This is a genomic window from Lagierella massiliensis (assembly GCF_001407835.1).
In the GTDB taxonomy this organism is placed as follows: domain Bacteria; phylum Bacillota; class Clostridia; order Tissierellales; family Peptoniphilaceae; genus Mediannikoviicoccus; species Mediannikoviicoccus massiliensis.
The window spans coordinates 85731-102264 of sequence record NZ_CYUO01000005.1 but is presented as its reverse complement, the minus strand read 5'-3'; the positions used below and the strand labels follow the sequence as shown (position 1 = coordinate 102264).

28 protein-coding genes are annotated in these 16534 nt (G+C 33.8%); 3 read left to right on the top strand and 25 right to left on the bottom strand.

Annotated elements, in window-relative coordinates:
* Window positions 1-16: 16 nt before the first annotated feature.
* The 25 genes from BN2746_RS04135 to BN2746_RS04015 form a co-directional block, all read right to left on the bottom strand.
* Window positions 17-673, bottom strand: a complete 657-nt coding sequence (locus BN2746_RS04135) for an adenylate kinase (RefSeq protein ID WP_055078592.1) — start codon at window positions 671-673, stop codon at window positions 17-19.
* 9 nt (window positions 674-682) lie between these two features.
* Window positions 683-1966 (bottom strand): preprotein translocase subunit SecY, encoded by a 1284-nt coding sequence (secY, locus tag BN2746_RS04130; protein WP_055078591.1) that lies wholly within the window; start codon window positions 1964-1966, stop codon window positions 683-685.
* Between the two features lies 1 nt (window position 1967).
* Entirely contained in the window at window positions 1968-2417 is a 450-nt protein-coding gene (rplO, locus tag BN2746_RS04125; protein ID WP_055078590.1) for a 50S ribosomal protein L15, read from the bottom strand.
* 19 nt (window positions 2418-2436) lie between these two features.
* The gene (gene rpmD / locus BN2746_RS04120; protein WP_055078589.1) at window positions 2437-2619 is read right to left on the bottom strand and encodes a 50S ribosomal protein L30; all 183 of its coding nucleotides are present in this window, start codon (window positions 2617-2619) and stop codon (window positions 2437-2439) included.
* 11 nt (window positions 2620-2630) lie between these two features.
* Window positions 2631-3137 carry a 30S ribosomal protein S5 gene (gene rpsE, locus BN2746_RS04115; RefSeq protein ID WP_055078588.1) on the bottom strand — a complete coding sequence of 169 codons (507 nt, stop codon included), beginning with the start codon at window positions 3135-3137 and terminating at the stop codon, window positions 2631-2633.
* 17 nt (window positions 3138-3154) lie between these two features.
* Window positions 3155-3523: a 50S ribosomal protein L18 gene (rplR, locus tag BN2746_RS04110; protein ID WP_055078587.1), complete on the bottom strand. Its 369-nt coding sequence runs from the start codon at window positions 3521-3523 to the stop codon at window positions 3155-3157.
* Between the two features lie 15 nt (window positions 3524-3538).
* On the bottom strand, window positions 3539-4078 hold the full coding sequence (rplF, locus tag BN2746_RS04105) for a 50S ribosomal protein L6 (RefSeq protein ID WP_055078586.1): 540 nt from the start codon (window positions 4076-4078) through the stop codon (window positions 3539-3541).
* Window positions 4079-4103: 25 nt separating this feature from the next.
* Window positions 4104-4499, bottom strand: coding sequence for a 30S ribosomal protein S8 (gene rpsH, locus BN2746_RS04100; RefSeq protein WP_055078585.1), 396 nt, complete (start codon window positions 4497-4499; stop codon window positions 4104-4106).
* A 21-nt stretch (window positions 4500-4520) separates the two neighbouring features.
* Complete coding sequence (locus tag BN2746_RS04095; RefSeq protein ID WP_055078584.1) at window positions 4521-4706, bottom strand: type Z 30S ribosomal protein S14; 186 nt, start codon at window positions 4704-4706, stop codon at window positions 4521-4523.
* Between the two features lie 16 nt (window positions 4707-4722).
* On the bottom strand, window positions 4723-5265 hold the full coding sequence (gene rplE, locus BN2746_RS04090) for a 50S ribosomal protein L5 (RefSeq protein ID WP_055078583.1): 543 nt from the start codon (window positions 5263-5265) through the stop codon (window positions 4723-4725).
* Between the two features lie 16 nt (window positions 5266-5281).
* Window positions 5282-5590, bottom strand: a complete 309-nt coding sequence (gene rplX / locus BN2746_RS04085; RefSeq protein ID WP_055078582.1) for a 50S ribosomal protein L24 — start codon at window positions 5588-5590, stop codon at window positions 5282-5284.
* A 15-nt stretch (window positions 5591-5605) separates the two neighbouring features.
* Window positions 5606-5974, bottom strand: coding sequence for a 50S ribosomal protein L14 (gene rplN / locus BN2746_RS04080; RefSeq protein ID WP_055078581.1), 369 nt, complete (start codon window positions 5972-5974; stop codon window positions 5606-5608).
* A gap of 26 nt (window positions 5975-6000) precedes the next feature.
* Window positions 6001-6255 (bottom strand): 30S ribosomal protein S17, encoded by a 255-nt coding sequence (rpsQ, locus tag BN2746_RS04075; RefSeq protein WP_055078580.1) that lies wholly within the window; start codon window positions 6253-6255, stop codon window positions 6001-6003.
* Window positions 6256-6259: 4 nt separating this feature from the next.
* Window positions 6260-6466, bottom strand: a complete 207-nt coding sequence (rpmC, locus tag BN2746_RS04070; RefSeq protein WP_055078579.1) for a 50S ribosomal protein L29 — start codon at window positions 6464-6466, stop codon at window positions 6260-6262.
* Window positions 6456-6896, bottom strand: a complete 441-nt coding sequence (rplP, locus tag BN2746_RS04065; RefSeq protein ID WP_055078578.1) for a 50S ribosomal protein L16 — start codon at window positions 6894-6896, stop codon at window positions 6456-6458. Before rplP ends, rpmC begins: the two co-directional genes overlap by 11 nt.
* A gap of 20 nt (window positions 6897-6916) precedes the next feature.
* Window positions 6917-7654, bottom strand: a complete 738-nt coding sequence (gene rpsC / locus BN2746_RS04060) for a 30S ribosomal protein S3 (protein ID WP_055078577.1) — start codon at window positions 7652-7654, stop codon at window positions 6917-6919.
* 15 nt (window positions 7655-7669) lie between these two features.
* Entirely contained in the window at window positions 7670-8005 is a 336-nt protein-coding gene (rplV, locus tag BN2746_RS04055; RefSeq protein ID WP_055078576.1) for a 50S ribosomal protein L22, read from the bottom strand.
* Between the two features lie 12 nt (window positions 8006-8017).
* The gene (gene rpsS, locus BN2746_RS04050; RefSeq protein WP_055078575.1) at window positions 8018-8302 is read right to left on the bottom strand and encodes a 30S ribosomal protein S19; all 285 of its coding nucleotides are present in this window, start codon (window positions 8300-8302) and stop codon (window positions 8018-8020) included.
* A 15-nt stretch (window positions 8303-8317) separates the two neighbouring features.
* The gene (gene rplB / locus BN2746_RS04045) at window positions 8318-9151 is read right to left on the bottom strand and encodes a 50S ribosomal protein L2 (RefSeq protein ID WP_055078574.1); all 834 of its coding nucleotides are present in this window, start codon (window positions 9149-9151) and stop codon (window positions 8318-8320) included.
* A 15-nt stretch (window positions 9152-9166) separates the two neighbouring features.
* Window positions 9167-9463 carry a 50S ribosomal protein L23 gene (gene rplW, locus BN2746_RS04040; protein ID WP_055078573.1) on the bottom strand — a complete coding sequence of 99 codons (297 nt, stop codon included), beginning with the start codon at window positions 9461-9463 and terminating at the stop codon, window positions 9167-9169.
* Entirely contained in the window at window positions 9463-10086 is a 624-nt protein-coding gene (gene rplD / locus BN2746_RS04035) for a 50S ribosomal protein L4 (protein WP_055078572.1), read from the bottom strand. The genes rplW and rplD overlap by 1 nt, the downstream gene beginning before the upstream one ends.
* Window positions 10087-10106: 20 nt before the next feature.
* The gene (gene rplC, locus BN2746_RS04030; protein WP_055078571.1) at window positions 10107-10736 is read right to left on the bottom strand and encodes a 50S ribosomal protein L3; all 630 of its coding nucleotides are present in this window, start codon (window positions 10734-10736) and stop codon (window positions 10107-10109) included.
* A 54-nt stretch (window positions 10737-10790) separates the two neighbouring features.
* Complete coding sequence (gene rpsJ / locus BN2746_RS04025; RefSeq protein WP_055078570.1) at window positions 10791-11099, bottom strand: 30S ribosomal protein S10; 309 nt, start codon at window positions 11097-11099, stop codon at window positions 10791-10793.
* A gap of 340 nt (window positions 11100-11439) precedes the next feature.
* Window positions 11440-12294, bottom strand: a complete 855-nt coding sequence (locus BN2746_RS04020) for a membrane lipoprotein lipid attachment site-containing protein (protein WP_055078569.1) — start codon at window positions 12292-12294, stop codon at window positions 11440-11442.
* A 19-nt stretch (window positions 12295-12313) separates the two neighbouring features.
* Window positions 12314-13633: an amidase domain-containing protein gene (locus BN2746_RS04015; RefSeq protein WP_055078568.1), complete on the bottom strand. Its 1320-nt coding sequence runs from the start codon at window positions 13631-13633 to the stop codon at window positions 12314-12316.
* Window positions 13634-13881: 248 nt separating this feature from the next.
* Between BN2746_RS04015 and BN2746_RS04010 the strand changes: the two genes are divergently transcribed.
* The 3 genes from BN2746_RS04010 to scfA all read left to right on the top strand — a co-directional run bounded on the left by BN2746_RS04010 (window position 13882) and on the right by scfA (window position 16498).
* On the top strand, window positions 13882-14829 hold the full coding sequence (locus BN2746_RS04010) for a hypothetical protein (protein WP_055078567.1): 948 nt from the start codon (window positions 13882-13884) through the stop codon (window positions 14827-14829).
* A gap of 3 nt (window positions 14830-14832) precedes the next feature.
* Window positions 14833-16224 (top strand): hypothetical protein, encoded by a 1392-nt coding sequence (locus tag BN2746_RS04005; RefSeq protein ID WP_055078566.1) that lies wholly within the window; start codon window positions 14833-14835, stop codon window positions 16222-16224.
* A 124-nt stretch (window positions 16225-16348) separates the two neighbouring features.
* Window positions 16349-16498, top strand: a complete 150-nt coding sequence (scfA, locus tag BN2746_RS08790; RefSeq protein WP_077064928.1) for a six-cysteine ranthipeptide SCIFF — start codon at window positions 16349-16351, stop codon at window positions 16496-16498.
* Window positions 16499-16534: the final 36 nt, after the last annotated feature.

Genomic DNA, 16534 nt, shown 5'->3' with positions numbered 1-16534 from the left:
TTCTCTCCCGAGAATATTACATTTGGTCCAGTTGTGTAAGATGATCTTTAATTCTACCAAATACTTCATCTGGTCCTAAAGTTCCATCCACATTAAAGATTAATCCAAGGTTGCTATAGTACTCAATTAAAGGTTCAGTTTGTTTCTTATAAACATCGATTCTATTTTTAACAGTTTCTTCCTTGTCGTCTTCTCTTTGAACTATCTCGTGTCCACATCTGTCACAAATTCCTTCTTCCTTTGAAGGCTTATTATCAACATGATATGAAGCTCCACAGTTTAAACAAACTCTTCTTCCTGCAAGTCTTTTAATGAGAACTTCGGAATCCACGTCTATATTTATTACAGAATCTAATTTGATTTTTCTTTCTTCAAGACCTTTAGTTAAAGCTTCAGCCTGTTTGATTGTTCTTGGAAATCCATCCAACATAAATCCATTCTTGCAGTCATCTTGGTCAAGTCTATCCCATACCAAATCTATTGTAAGTTCGTCAGGAACAAGTTTACCTTCTGCAAGATATCCTTTAACTTTTTTACCAAGTTCTGTTTCTTCTTTAATATTCTTCCTGAAAATGTCCCCCGTAGAAACATGTAGCACTTCAAACTCGTCAACAATTTTTTCTGCTTGAGTCCCTTTACCTGCTCCTGGAGGTCCTAATAGTACCAATCTCATTTATATCTCCTATTTATTTAAAAAACCTTTATAATGTCTCATTGTCAACATTGATTCTATTTGTTTTATTGTCTCTAATATAACACCTACAACGATGATTAGTGAAGTTCCCGCAAAGATCATTCTAAGCTTTAACGCATAGTTTATAATAAATGGAGCTGTTGCAACTACAGCAAGTATTAAAGCCCCTATTAAAGTAATCTTTCCAGAAATATTTTGTAGGTATTCACCTGTTGGTCTTCCAGGTCTGATTCCTGGAATAAATCCACCATATTGTTGTAAGTTTTTAGCATATTCTACTGTGTTAAATTGTATAGCACTGTAGAAGTAAGCAAATATTATGATTAAAATCAGATTGATTATACAGTATATTATCAATCCGCTTATGGTCTGCATACTAAATACATATTCTAACCATTTAGGCGCTTTGCCTCCAAAAAGTGAAATTATGGTGTTTGGTAATTGTAAAATAGATGATGCGAAGATTACTGGCATAACTCCTGACATATTAACCTTAACTGGAATATGTGTGGATTGACCACCATACATCTTTCTACCTACAACTCTTTTTGCATATTGAACAGGAATTCTTCTTTCCCCTTGGTTTATTTCAATTACTATAATAAGTATTGCAATTGAAACGAGTACAAATATCAAAAATGCCCACCATGCAACCATTCCGCCTCTTCTTTGGGCAATCATAGTTTGAACGGCTCTTGGAGCACCTGAGATAATACCAAAGAAAATTATTATAGAAATTCCATTTCCAACTCCCTTTGCAGTTATCATCTCACCTAACCATACAAGGAACATTGAACCTGCAACTACAGTTAATAACATTATTAACTTTGAAAGAGTATTACCTTTCGCTATTTGAACAGCATCGCTGAAAAGTACATTTACCATTGCATAGGCTTGTACAAATCCAAGTACAACGCCCATAATCTTTGTGTATTGTCCAATTTTTTTCTTTCCTTCTTCTCCATCCTTTGCAATTTCTTCAAGTCTTGGAATTGCAATAGTAAGAAGTTGAATAATGATGGAAGCAGTAATATAAGGATATATACTTAGTGCAAATATACTCATATTTGATAAACTTCCTCCTGAGAACGCATTAAGCATTGAAAGAAGTCCTGCGTCTTGTCCTGACATATGAGCTTGGACAACCTTAGCATCCATAAATGGAACTGGGATAACATTGCCCAGTCTATATACTACAAGCATTAGGAAAGTAAATATAAGTCTATCTCTAACTTCTTTAACTTTCCAAGCATTCTTCAGCGTATGAAGCATTTTATACCTCCTCAGCCTTTCCTCCGGCTTGAGTTATTTTTTCCATAGCAGACTTTGTGAATTTAGTAGCTTGAACAGTCAGCTTTTTGTTTAACTCACCTGAACCAAGTATCTTTACTCCATCTTTAGCTTTAGATTTTTTTACAATACCTTCTTCAATCAAAAGCTCAGGAGTTACTAAAGTGCCATCTTCAAATCTATTTAATTGTTCTAAATTAACTTCTGCATATACCTTACTAAATATATTCGTAAAACCTCTCTTAGGAAGTCTTCTGAATAAAGGCATTTGACCCCCTTCAAAACCTGGTCTTACACCGCCGCCTGATCTTGAATTTTGTCCGTCACGTCCACGTCCTGCATTGTGTCCAAGACCTGAACCATAACCTCTACCTACTCTTTTCTTTGGTTTAACGCCACCACCATTAGCAGGTTTTAAGTCGTGTAATTTCATCGTAAAGTACACCTCCCCTTTATTCTACTTCTTCAACATCTATCATATACCCTACTTTGTTAATAACTCCTCTTAAAGCAGGATTATCTTCTTTGATTACATAAGAACCAATCTTTTTAAGTCCTAATGACTTAATAGCTTTTTTATGCTTGTCAGTTCTACCTATTAAACTTCTCTTTAGAGTTATTTTAAGCTTCTTCATAAAAAGCCTCCTTACCCGATGATTTCGTCAACGGACTTTCCTCTTAATCTAGCAACATCACTTGCTTTCTTAAGACTCTTAAGTCCTTCAATAGTTGCATTCACTATGTTTCGAGGGTTGGATGTTCCAAGAGATTTTGAACGAATATCCTTGATGCCCGCAAGTTCACATACATCACGAACAGGACCTCCTGCAATAACTCCAGTACCTTCGTACGCTGGTTTTAAGAATACTCTTCCAGCTCCGAATACTCCTGTTACTTCGTGAGGAATAGATGTTCCAACTAAAGGTACTTCAATCATATGCTTTTTAGCATCTTGAACTCCCTTTTTTATAGCTTCAGGAACTTCATGTGCCTTGCCTGTACCGATCCCAACCTTACCGTTTTTATCTCCAACTACTACAACGGCTGTGAATCTGAAGTTTCTACCACCCTTAACAACTTTTGCAACACGGTTGATAGCAACAACTCTTTCTTCTAATTCTAAACCTTCTACATTTTTAGTTAAAAGTTCCAATATTGTACCTCCGTCTCCTAGAATTTCAGTCCAGCTTCTCTTGCGGAATCTGCTAATTCTTTAATTTTACCATGGTATAGGTATCCGGATCTGTCAAATACTACTTCTTCAATACCAAGTTTAACAGCTTTTTCTCCGATAGCCTTACCAACTACTTTAGCAGCCTCTTTATTTGAAGTGTTTTCCAAACCAGATTTGATATCCTTCTCAAGAGTTGATGCTGAAACTAAAGTCTTTCCTTGAGCATCATCTATAATTTGAGCATATATATTGGCATTGCTCTTATATACGTTTAATCTTGGTTTTTCAGAAGTGCCGGAAAGATTTTTTCTAATTCTTGTATGTCTTGCTTTTCTATTTTTTTGTTTATCTATGCGCTTTAACATCTAATACTCCTTCCTTTACTTACCGGTTTTACCAACTTTACGTCTAACGTATTCATCAGAGTATCTAAGACCTTTGCCCTTATATGGTTCAGGTTTTCTATGATCTCTAATATTAGCTGTAAAGCTTCCTACCAATTGTTTATCAATACCTGAAACTACAATTGTGTGAGGTTCAGGCACTTCAACTGAAATTCCTTCAGGTTCTTCCATTTCAACTGGATGAGAAAAACCTAAGTTCATTACAAGTTTATTTCCACTTTTGCTTGCTCTATAACCAGTACCTTCTATTAATAAAGTCTTCTTGTAACCTTCAGTTACACCTTCAATCATATTCGCCAATAAAGTTCTTGTTAATCCGTGAATAGATTTGTGATGTTTACTTTCAGAAGGACGAGATATAGATATAACATTGTCTTCTATATTAATAGTCATGTCCCTATCTAAGTTTTGGCTAAGTTCTCCCTTAGGTCCCTTAACATGAACTAGATTATTGTCGCCAACTTTTACGTCAACTCCACTTGGGATTTCTATTGGTTTTAATCCAATTCTAGACATTTTTACCTCCTAATAATACTATCCATTACCATACGTAACAGATAACCTCTCCACCTACACCTTCTTGTCTTGCAACCTTGTCAGTTACAACTCCTTTTGATGTAGAGATTATTGCTATTCCAAGACCTCCAAGCACTCTTGGTAGTTCTTGAGCTTTTACATATACTCTTAAGCCTGGTTTAGAGATTCTCTTAATACCAGAGATTACTCTTTCATCGTTTGGGCCATATTTAAGATCTAAAGTTATAATACCTTGTTTGTCATCTTCTGTAACATTGAAACCGCTAATAAATCCTTCATCCAATAGGATTGAAGCAACGTCTTTCTTTATTTTAGAAGAAGGTATTTCAACTGATTTATGTTTAGCATTATTAGCGTTTCTTATTCTCGTTAGCATATCTGCTATAGGATCTGTCATCATAAAAGCTTCCTCCTCTCTATTTTACCAGCTTGCTTTTCTTACGCCTGGGATTTCGCCTCTATAAGCCAATTCTCTAAAGCATATACGACAAATTCCATACTTTCTTAAGTAAGCATGAGGTCTACCGCAAATTTTACATCTATTATAAGCCCTGGTGCTGTACTTAGCAGGCTTTTGTTGTTTAGCAATCATTGATTTTTTTGCCACGTTATTCCTCCTTGGTCTACTTCTTGAATGGCATTCCCATTAATTCCAACAACTTCTTAGACTCTTCGTCAGTTTCAGCAGTTGTCACGATTACGATATCCATTCCTCTTATTTCATCAACCATATCGTATTCTATTTCAGGAAATATAAGTTGTTCTTTAATACCTAAAGAGTAATTACCTCTACCATCAAATGATGTAGAAGAAACACCTCTAAAGTCCCTAACTCTTGGAAGAGAAATACTAACTAACTTATCAAAGAAGTCGTACATCTTTTCGCCTCTAAGAGTTACTTTGCAACCAACGCTCATTCCTTCTCTTAACTTAAAGTTTGCAATTGACTTTCTTGCTTTTGTAACAACTGGTCTTTGTCCTGTGATAATGGTTAAATCTCTCACTGCAGATTCAACAGCTTTTGGATTGTCCTTATGAGAACCAAGACCTATATTTATAACAATCTTTTCAAGCTTAGGAACTTGCATTACATTTTCATATCCAAAGCTTTCTGTAATTGCAGGAACAACTTCATTTCTGTATTTTTCAACTAATCTGGAAGTCACTAAATTACCCCCTTCACTACTTTATAGCTTTTTTGTCCGCCTTTGAAACTCTTTGTTTCTTACCGGACTCAACTTTATATCCTATTCTAACGCCCTTACCAAGCTTAGAATCATAATACATTACATTTGATGCATCTATTGGACCTTCAGACTTAACAATTCCGCCTGGATTTTGAGGTCCTCTTGCCTTTTGGTGTTTTGTTTGAATGTTAATACCTTCAACAATCACCTTGTTAGTCTTAGGAAAAGTTTTTAAAACCTTACCTTTTTTACCTTTATCAGAACCGGCAATAACAATTACCGTATCATCTTTTCTAATTTTCATGTGATACACCTCCAACTATATAACTTCAGGTGCCAAAGAAATTATCTTCATGAAGTTTCCGGTTCTAAGTTCTCTTGTAACAGTACCGAAAATTCTTGTACCCACCGGATTCTTGTCATCTTTTACGATTACAGCTGCATTGTCGTCAAACCTGATATGACTTCCGTCATTTCTGCTTACACCTGTTTTTGTTCTAACTATAACAGCTTTAACAACATCACCCTTCTTTACAACTCCTCCGGGTGTTGCAGTTTTAACGCTACAAACTACTATATCCCCAATGTTGGCGTACTTTCTCTTAGTACCTCCCAAAACTCTTATAACTAGTAGTTCTTTTGCACCGGAGTTATCCGCTACTCTTAAACGACTTTCTTGTTGAATCATTTAGCTTCTCCTTTCTAGTAATAAGATTATTTTGCTCTTTCGAGGATCTCAACTACTCTCCATCTCTTTTCTTTAGAGATAGGTTTAGTTTCCATTATCTTAACTTTGTCCCCAATATTGCATTCATTGTTTTCGTCATGAGCTTTAAACTTAGTAGTTTTTTTCATTTGCTTGCTGTAAAGCGAATGGGAAACAAAAGTGTTAACAGCTACAACGATAGTTTTATCCATCTTATCTGATACAACCGTACCAATTATTGTTTTTCTTTGATTTCTTTCCATGAGATTAAGCCTCCTTACCTATATTAAGTTCTCGTTCTCTTACGATGGTCTTAATGCGGGCTATATCTTTTTTAACTCCACCTATTCTCATAGGGTTGTCTAACTGTCCGGTTGCCAATTGAAAACGCAAATTGAAAAGTTCAGCTTTTAAATCCTTTAAAGAACTTTGTAATTGTGCATCGGACATTTGACGAATTTCTTTAGTTTTCATTAGCTTCACCGTCCATTTCCATATTATCACGAGCTATAAATTTAGTTTTAATTGGAAGCTTGTGTGCTGCAAGTCTCATAGCTTCTCTTGCTACGTCTTCAGGAACACCAGCCATTTCAAATAAAACTCTACCTGGTTTAACAACAGCTACCCAGTACTCTGGATTACCTTTACCAGAACCCATACGTACTTCTGCAGGTTTTTCAGTTACTGGTTTATCCGGAAATACCTTAATCCAAATATTTCCGCCCCTCTTAATATATCTAGTCATCGCACGTCTTGCGGCTTCTATTTGATTAGCAGTCATCCAGCAAGGTTCTAATGCTTGAAGACCGTAATCTCCGTAAGCTAAGGTGTTACCCTTGTGAGCCTTACCAGTCATTCTACCTCTGTGAACCTTACGATGCTTAACTCTTTTAGGCATTAACATAGATTCTTTCCTCCTATGAACTATTTGTTTTCTGATTGACCTCTGTTATTTCTCTTTGGGTTTTGTCTTCTATTTCTCTTATTTTTTCTTCTGTTGTCCTTTACTTCAGGCACTTCTGCTTCCTTCATTCCAGGAAGAACTTGACCTTTGTAAATCCAAACTTTAACACCCAGCTTACCATAAGTTGTATCTGCTTCAGCAAATCCATAGTTTATGTCAGCTCTAAGAGTTTGTAGAGGAATAGTTCCTTCACTATAACCTTCAGTTCTGGCCATATCAGCTCCGCCAACACGACCTGAAACAGAAGTCTTAATTCCCTTTGCTCCCGCTCTCATACTTCTTTGAATAGCTTGTTTCATTGCTCTTCTGAAAGAAATTCTTCTTTCAAGAGAAGCTGCAATGCTTTCAGCTACAAGTTGAGCGTCAAGATCAGGTCTTTTAACTTCCTCAACATTTATAATAACTTGCTTGTCTGTTAATTTTTCTAATTTATTTCTTAATACTTCAACGCCAGCACCTTGTCTACCTATAACCATGCCTGGCTTTGCAGTTTCAATTGTAACTTTTATTTTATTTGAAGCTCTTTCGATTTTTATTTCAGAAACGCCTGCTAAATAAACTTCCTTCTTTACTAAATCACGAATTTTATTATCTTCAACAAGTAAATCAGCGAAGTCCTTTTTGTCGGCAAACCACTTAGAACTCCAGTCCTTAATTACACCAACTCTTAAACCGTGGGGATTAACTTTTTGACCCATATTCGCTTACCCTCCTTATTCTCTTTCCTTAACAACAACGCCTATGTGGCTTGATCTCTTTAAAATCGGATAAGCTGAACCCTTAGCTTTAGGTCTCCATCTCTTCATAACAGGAGCCTGATTTGCATATGCATGGGCTACAATAAGCTCATCTCTGTCTAAGTTGAAATTGTGTTCAGCGTTGGCAATAGCAGATTTTAAAACTTTTTCCAAAAGTCTTGCGCCTTTTTTAGGAGTAAACTTTAAAATCGCCAAAGCTTCATCAACATTTTTACCTCTAATTTCTTTGCAAATAAAGTTAACTTTAAGAGGTGATATTCTTTCATATTTAGAAACAGCTCTTACTTCCATATCTTAGTCCTCCTATCTAACCTTACTACCTTTTTCTTTACTTCCCACATGGCCTCTAAAAGTTCTGGTGGAAACAAATTCACCTAACTTATGTCCTACCATATCTTCAGTTATATAAATCGGTAAATGCTTTCTTCCGTCATGTACCGCAATTGTATGTCCAACAAATTGTGGAAATATTGTAGATCTACGTGACCAAGTCTTAATAACCTTCTTCTTGTCTTCAGCATTTAGAGCTTCGACTTTTTTCATAAGGTGTTCATCACAAAATGGTCCCTTTTTAACGGATCTTCCCATTAAAACCCCTCCTTATTACTTAGTTCTTCTTCTTACAATGTACTTATTAGACTTCTTAGATTTCTTTCTTGTCTTAACTCCAATAGCCTTTTTACCCCAAGGTGTAGATGGTGCAGGACGACCAACAGGTGCTCTTCCCTCTCCACCACCGTGAGGGTGATCTACTGGGTTCATCGCAGAACCTCTTACGTGAGGTCTGTTACCTAAATGTCTATTTCTACCTGCTTTACCTATGTTTACAAGTTCATGGTTTAAGTTTCCTACTTGACCAATTGTTGCACGACATTCAAGATGAATAAGTCTAAACTCTCCAGAAGGCAATCTCAATGTTGCAAAGTTACCTTCTTTACCCATCAACTGAGCTTCAGCTCCTGCAGTTCTTGCAAGTTGACCACCTTTTCCAGGTTTTAACTCAATGTTGTGGATTGTAGTACCAACAGGGATGTCTTTTAATTTCAATGCATTACCAATCATGATATCTGCATCTTCTCCAGATTCAATCTTGTATCCAACTTTTAGTCCGTTTGGTGCAAGAATATATCTCTTTTCACCATCTGCGTAATGAAGAAGTGCAATATTCGCAGTTCTATTTGGATCGTATTCGATGGAAGCTACAGTAGCTGGTATACCATCTTTGTCCCTTTTAAAGTCAATTATTCTATATTTTCTCTTAGCACCGCCGCCTCTGTGACGAACAGTAATTCTACCATATGAATTTCTACCACCTGATTTATTTAAGTCTACTAATAGTGATCTTTCAGGTTTTTTATTCTTTGTGATTTCTTCAAAGCTTAGTACGGACATTCCACGTACGCCGGCAGAGGTTGGTTTGTATTTTCTAATAGCCATTTAATTACCTCCTAACTATATTCCTTCAAAGAATTCAATATCTTTTGAATCCGGTTTTAAAGTTACAATAGCTTTTTTCCAACTTGGTGTTCTTCCTTGGTTTTGACCCATTCTCTTAAGTTTACCAGGAACATTCATAGTATTAACCTTAGCTACCTTAACCCCTTCTCCGAAAACAACTTCAATTGCTTTTTTTATCTCTGATTTATTTGCTCTTCTATCAACCTTGAAAGTATAGACACCTCTGTCTATATTATCCATGGATGCTTCAGTAATAATAGGTTTAATAATAATATCGTAAGGTGACATCATTATGCGAACACCTCCTCAATCTTTTCAACTGCATCTTTAGTCAGTATAAGTGAGTCGTGTTTTAACATGTCATAAACATTGATCTTGTCAGCAGTAGCTACGATAACTCCAGGAATGTTTCCAAAAGATTTCGCAATCTTTTTGTCATCTTCACCAATAACAACTAAAGCCTTCTTCAAAGCCTTTACGTTATTTAATATACCGAAAGCTGTCTTAGTGCTAAAATCATCAAGTTTTAAAGCGTCTAACACGATTAATTCTTCATCATTAACCTTTGAAGTTAAAACAGACTTAATAGCAAGTCTCTTAACCTTCTTAGGTAATTTGTAGCTGTAGTCCCTTGGTTTTGGTGCAAATACAACACCGCCGCCTCTCCATTGAGGACTTCTGATACTACCTTGACGAGCACGTCCTGTACCCTTTTGTCTCCAAGGCTTCTTTCCTCCGCCTCTAACTTCAGCTCTCGTCTTTGCGGATTGAGTGCCTTGTCTTTTATTTGCAAGTTGATTCTTTACAACTTCATAAACTACATGTTCATTAACTTCTACGCCAAATATAGCTTCGCTTAGTTCTATATCGCCAACAGATTCACCTTGTTGGTTTAACATTTTAATGTTAGGCATATTCCATCCCCCTTCCTAAACTATTTAGCCTTTACAGACTCTCTTAATGTTACAAGTCCACCTTTAGGTCCGGGAACAGCTCCCTTAACTAAAATTAGATTCTTATCTTCATCAATTCTAACAACTTGTAGATTTTGAACAGTAACACGTTCATTTCCCATCTTACCGCTACCTTTTCTACCTTTAAATACACGTCCTGGATATGCAGAAGCAGATCTTGCACCCGCAACTCTATGAGACTTAGAACCATGTCCTTCAGGACCTCTACCGTAATTATGTCTTACAATAGCTCCTTGAGTTCCCTTACCCTTTGAAGTTGCAAAAACGTCTACTCTCTCTACATCCTTTAATACGTCTACCTTGATTTCAGAACCAAGTTCGTAAGAAGAAACATCGTCAACACGAAATTCTCTTAAGTATTTCTTGTATCCTGCGTTTGCTTTATCAAAGTGACCTTTCAGCGGTTGGTTAACCTTATGTTCTTTTATATCAACATAACCAACTTGAACTGCATTATATCCGTCAGTATCTACTGACTTAATTTGAGTAACTATCATAGGGCCTGCCTCTATAACAGTTACAGGAACAATCTCTCCACCTTCAGCGAAGATTTGAGTCATCCCTATTTTCTTTCCCAATATACTCTTCATGAGCACACCTCCTAATTACTTACAGCGGATTGTCCACTTACAATCATACTAAGATTAAAGCTTGATTTCGATATCAACACCTGCAGGAAGATTTAATTTCTTTAAAGCTTCAAGAGTGTTTTGGTTTGGTTCCACGATATCGATTAATCTTTTATGTGTTCTTTGCTCAAACTGCTCTCTACTATCTTTGTGTTTGTGAACTGATCTTAAGATAGTGATAACTTCCTTTTCAGTTGGAAGAGGAATAGGTCCTGAAACCTGTGCACCAGTTCTCTTAGTTGCGTCCACAATCTTATGAGCAGATTGATCGATTAACTCATGGTCATAAGCTCTTAGTCTAATTCTTATCTTTTGTTTTGCCATTATAGGCACCTCCTTGAAATTTTGGAAGCGTCTGATTACTTTCGGCGTCAACCCATCCGGGTGTATCGTGTCAACATTTTTTAAAAGACCTTTCGGTCCAAGTAATCTTTTTCGCCTGAATCATGCCAGACTTACTCCACGGAAATTCCCTGAGAAACCTCAGCAACCTACCGTTTCTACGCTTTTCCTATTTTTGACACTCATACATTATATACGACAGAAGACATTAATGCAAGTCTTTTTCAAAGTTTTTCACAATTTTTTTTAAAATTTTACTCTTTTTTATTTCCTTCATTATATATAACTTAAAAGAGCGACGTTATCGCCGCTCTCATTTATTTTAATTATCTAACATGCCCTTGTCAAAGCTCGCTATCCACTTTCCAGAAAATGGATCTATATAAAATACTTTTTCATTGTCCTTAGTAGGTATTCTATAAAACAAGTTTCCAAATTCACTTTTTAAATCTTCTGAAGGAGTTCCCATAGTTATAATTTCTTCCCCATTTACTTTCAAGCTCTCGTAAAGCATATTTGTAACAAGTAACTCACAATTGCCCTTGTCAATATCTTCAGGTTTAATGTCACTGTAGTCACTTTGACCTAATTCTTTAAACAGATTATCAAGTACATCATCCAAACTTAAAACCTTTGGCTCTTCCTTTAGAACTCCTTCCCTTCTTTTTACAATGTCAGTTACATTTTCGCCATCAAAGATAAATTCATAGGAGTCTAAGTAATTAGTTATGGTTTTATTAGAACCTGTTAATAAAACTCTATTGCAATTATCATTTTTTATTTCATTAACCTTGTCATATCCCTCTTCTAAAAAATTTGAATCCATTATGTCTTTAAGTTTTAAATCAGCATCGCCATTGCCCTTATGATAGAAGACCAACTTGTCCTTAGCGTCAAGAACTACAATTGAACCTTTTTCATTCTTAAACATTTTAGGAGAGTCCTCTTTAGATAAAAAGTCAAAGGCTTTTAACTTTTCAACAGCTATGTCATCTCTTTCTCTGTTTGAAACTGAAATATCAATGTATCTATTTTCTATTTCTTCTTTTACTTCTGCATAATTTGCATCACTTTCTTTTATTTCATCAAATCGTGATCCAAATAATTCTAAGTTAGATTTTTTTGTGCATCCAGATAAAAGCAACGCAGTGCAAATAAATATAATAATCTTTTTCATTTTTTGCTCTAATTTGTACTTAGTACCTATACTCAAGATTTAATCCAACTGCTCGTGGATATACATTATTATTTAATTTTCTCCAAAGAGGTTGATCTTTTTCATATGAATTGTGAGAACAATATAAAGCTCTGTTTCTTCCTCCTTCTTTAGAGCAAATTAATGTATGTTTAGCAGTTCCATTATTGGGACCTGTAGTTAAGCATAGAAATATTAAATCTCCAGGATATAAAGTGTTATCTTCTCCTCTATCAAACCATGTACCTCTCCAATATTGAGGTCCTGTCTTTTGGTATGATTTTCTATTCATAATAAGAAATTCTTTTAACATCGCAGCTGAACCCCATGTTTGAGAATAATCATTTCCCCTGTTCATAGCAAACCATTCATTAGAGTAACTCTTTTTCGATATATCCGTACCTGTAAATGGTGCTCCTGCTTCATGCAAAACTTGAGAAGCGAAATTTGCACAATCATAACTTCCAGGATATTTTGTAGGTATATGAATATATCTACTTGAATCGCAGTATGGAGGTGTTGTCGCCCATTTTACCGCATAGTTTCTAGCCTTTGTTCTATCTAATTTTCTAATAGAAGAATACGGCATTATTTCTACATCATTTAAATCTTCTTCATGATTAGAATTCAAATTCATTAAAGCTCTTTTTTCCAAAACCTTTTCTGCTTTTTGAATATTTAATTCCTTGTCTTCTTCAGTGGTAGCTGGTTTTGTACTTTTTAAAGACTGTGCATCCTTTTGTAAATCTGTTGTGGGATCTATAGAGTATGGTTCTTTCTCTTCTGTGAGCCCATTTATTCCTACGTCTTTGTTAAAATAGCAAGAAATAGGATCTACTAAGTCAATTAATTTTAATCCTTCGTTTGTTTTTTCAAATTTTAAAATAACATCAGTTAATTCAGAGCTGATTCTACTTATAGAGTTATCCTCTTCCTTAAATAAATATATTATTTCGCAATTTGCCTTTACAGTATATATATTTCCATCTTGTTCACAGGTCATGTTCTTACTTTGATGTAATTCATGACCAATTACATTTCCTCCATTTTCCTTATTTACCTTTACTCTTAAATTAGAAAAACTTACTCTGGCTTCAATTTCTTTATTGAAAAGGTTATTTGAAGGATTTAGAAAACGATTTTCTAAATCGAAATAATCTATTTCATTAGATGGAATCCAATAATTTGTTAAGAATTCTTCCGCAATGTTTAAGACTTCTTCATTAAGATTCTCTTCATCAGCATAAGACATACTCATAGCAGGCAATACTAATAAAATCGCCAGCATTATCGCCATTACTTTTTTTAGAATTTTCATCATTTATACCTCCTCAATATATTCGGATAAACGTTATAGTTCATCCATCTTTATTATAACATTATCTTATAATTCTGTAAATATTTCTTTTCCATTTTTCTGTTTCAATTTAAATGGATTTGTTTTTTACATTTTACAGATTAATGATTTGAAAATTTAATATTTTTGTAACTTTTGGAGCCTTTTTTTGCTTGTAACTTTTTGAGTTACTATTTATAATTGAATACAGAGCTTTTATAGGAGGAGAAATTTTGAAAAAATTAAAATATACATTACTTCTTGGCGTCATTTTTTCTTTTTTCGCAATCAATGTCGTTAAACCTAATGCGGGATTAGATTTAAATACATTATTCAAAATGGTTGACCAAGCTAATAACAAGATAGACAATTATATTCAGAAAAATAGTTTTTCAGTAACTGTATCTAAAATAAATCCTAAACTTGATGAAGCAAATGAAGTTAAAAACGAAACATTTTCTGAAATATTCAAAAATACCTTGCTTAATAAAAAGAAAAAGGAAAAAACTGAGGAAGAAAAAAACAGATTAAAAGACTTGCAAAAACAAGCTTTGATATCAAATTATTCAAATATACAAAGATATGAACTTTTTTATAAGGATGATGGTTTTGAAAAAAGATACGCTACGGACTATGTAGAAAGAGACGATAAACCAATACAAAGTTTTTACATCGAAGAAAACGGTAAAATAAAATCATCATTAAATAATGAAATAGTTATAACTGATGACAAAGATTATGTTCAAAAGTTATCTCCATTAACTGAAAGTGATAATTTTATCCATATCTTTGACTATAAAAAAATAACTGATGAACTTAAAGAAATATCTAACTTTGTAGGATACAATGAGATAGATAAATTTTATGTATTCCTTAAAGAGTATGATGACATAAAAAATGATGAAGTTAAAGAATTGTTTACAAAACTTGAAATAGATAAAGACATAGAGAGATATAAGGACTTGACTATTGAGGATATTTTTAACGGAAATTGGGACAACACCCACGCTCTAATAAATTATAATCTCGATAGCACAGATATGGGAATCAAAAAAATAATTTTCTCTATAACTCTTGAAAAAGATGGTATTAGAACAAGCATTCATTCTTTCAAAGAGTTTGAACAATTCAATATCCTAAATGACATTTTACTACCTAAACAACTTAGAGAATCGAGGTAATAAATGAAAAAAAATTTGTTTGAAAATAAAAAATTTATATTTGTTTATTCAAGCTTAGTACTGTTAAGCATTTTATTTGTCGTTGCCGAAATTGGTTCGAATATGCAAATTTACAGTTTTATTACTCCATATAAGATAACTCTGTTATCTGCTGGTTTATTATTTTTGTTTTCTCTTTTTACTAACCCAAAAAACACCCTAAAGTATATTTTTGACGCTTTAAGAAAAAGTGTAAAACCCATTTCTTTTTTAGTTGTGATGATAGCTATATATATAATTTTTGATATTATAAGCCTATCGTACACTAATAATGTCCATATTTCCTTATGGAAATATGTAACTATAGTATCCATGCTTGCAATATTATTTTTATCAATATTGATGATTCATTCACCTGAATTTAAAAACTCATTAAATTGGATTTTAGCTTTTATTTCAGGAGCTTCTTTAATACTACTTATATATGTTTGGGTTTATGAATTTATGTTTGGAACTACTATGTATGTTAGAAGATTGTCTCTTTTAATTGATTATAACAAATTCAGTATGGCTCTGTTTTTTGGATTCCTAAGCTCAATGTTTTTGGCTTCAAGGGTTATAAAAAACATAAAAATCAAGAACATTACCATGTTTATAACTACAATTTTATATTATTCAACTATACACCTTACTGCTTCCAGAAGAACAAGCCGTATGATGAATATTATAATATTAATTTTGTTTATAGCATTTTTAGTAGATAGCTACAAAAATTCTGTAAACAAAAAGAAAAATATTTCTTTTTATATAGTCGGAGCAATAACAACTTATTTAGTTACTGTTTTGATAATTTCAAGTTATACATTTATTACTACAGAAAAGATTCTCTCAGCAACTATGGGACAAGGTGGAGAAGGTCTTTCTGTAGATAAAGGAACAGCAGAAGTTTTAGATGACTTACACACTTTGGATAAAAGAGAACTAATTTGGACTTTAGCTATAAACTCATATAAGGATTATCCTTTAAAAAATAAAATTATTGGTAAAGGTTCTTCTGCGCATTTCGATATATATAACGAAAAGAAAAATAGTGAAATAATAAATATGAAATATTGGAAAAAAATTCCCGAAAACACATTAGATCCACATAACTTTATTTTAGTAGATCTCTTAGACGGAGGAATAATAAAAGTTATAATAACATTTTTAATGCTTATTTCAATACCTGTCTACCTTTTTAAAATAAGAAAAATAGTTCCCTATGATACACTTTTTATATTTCTAATCGCTTTAACAGTGCTTGGGGACATTTCTATAAGTTCAAGATATGGTATTCTTGACAACAAAATGGTTTGGTTAATATTGTTAATGCTATTTGCATTAAATAAAGATGAGAAATTGAATCAAGTCAAATAATTTTATGAGACAATCCCTTTTCAAATGGGATTGTCTTTTCTTTCCACAAATTCTCACAATCTAAAAATTTTATTTCTCTCCCTTATCTTTATATGTTATAATAAGACCAATGAGGAGGTACATAATGGAAAAACATATTATTACTATTTCAGGTAATTCTCTTAAAGAATCTGCTTGTAAAGGTGGATGTGGAGAATGCCAAACTTCTTGTCAATCTGCTTGCAAGACTTCTTGTACTGTAGGTAACCAAGAGTGTGAAAACGAAAACAGATAACTGAGAAGGGGTTGATTAATTTCATCCCTTTTTTAC